We start from the raw sequence: 1,002 nt of genomic DNA, 5'->3' as shown, positions 1-1,002 counted from the left end.
ACCGGAGTTTCACCTCTACCCGCCACCTCAGCCCTCACGGCACCACCACCGGCGTCACCGCCCGTGACCGTCAGGCCGCTACTGAGAATGGCTCAATGAGATCCTGCGCCGGGCGTCGGCTTTCTTCGCGGCGGAGCTCGACCGCCCCATTCGCTGACAGCAGATCAGGTCGCCCAGGTCGTCGACTTCATCGACGAGAACAAGGACGAGCTCGGGGTCGAGCCGATCTGCGCGCAGTTGCAGGTCGCCCCGAGCACCTACTACGCCGCCCGCACCAGGCCGCCGTCGGCGCGGGCCTGCAGCGATGAGGCCGCCCTGGTGGAGATCGACCAGGTCCACCAGGACAACCTGCGGGTCTATGGAGCCCGCAAGCTGCACGCGGCGATCAACCGGCAGCGCGCCGGCAAGGCCCCAGCCGGGCAGTCTGCTGCACGCATCGCCCGCTGCACCGTCGAACGGCTCATGAAGGCCGCCGGCCTGCACGGGCTGCGACGCAACGGTAAACCACCCCGCACCACGACTCCAGGACCTGCCGCCAACCGACCGGACCTGGTCGGACGGAACTTCACCGCCGACGGGCCAGACCGCCTCTGGGTCGCCGACATCACCTACATCCGCACCTGCTCAGGGTGGGCTTACGCCGCGTTCGTCCAAGACGTGTGCACGCGCCGCATCGTCGGCTGGCAAGTCGCTGACCATCTGCGCACGGAACTGGCGTTGGACGCGCTGCAGATGGCGTTCTGGGTTCGCCGCCGTGAGGGGGCGGACTTATCCGGGTTGAAACATTACTCGGACAAGGGCTCTCAATACGTTTTGGTGCGCTACAGCGAAAGTCTGGCCGCCGAGGGTGCCGTCGCCTCGGTCGGCTCCACCGGCGACTCCTACGACAATGCGATGGCGGAGGCACTTGTCCGGTTCGGGGCGGCCGCGCCACCGAGCCAGCACCTCAACGGTGCTAGTCAAGTCCCCCGTAAGCCGAGGGGCGACCGAATTGAGCGCAAG

General features: G+C 67.6%; 1 protein-coding gene and 1 other annotated feature. The gene reads left to right on the top strand.

Annotated elements, in window-relative coordinates:
• Positions 1-117 precede the first annotated feature (117 nt).
• Positions 118-252 (top strand) — a sequence feature (AL1L pseudoknot).
• Positions 154-1,002: IS3 family transposase (locus tag AB0637_RS25005; RefSeq protein ID WP_366175495.1), on the top strand; the 849-nt coding region annotated here is incomplete at its 3' end. It overlaps the preceding feature by 99 nt.

Source organism: Kineococcus sp. NPDC059986 (genome assembly GCF_040702905.1).
Classification (GTDB): Bacteria; Actinomycetota; Actinomycetes; order Actinomycetales; family Kineococcaceae; genus Kineococcus.
This window is presented reverse-complemented; position numbering and strand designations above follow the sequence as displayed.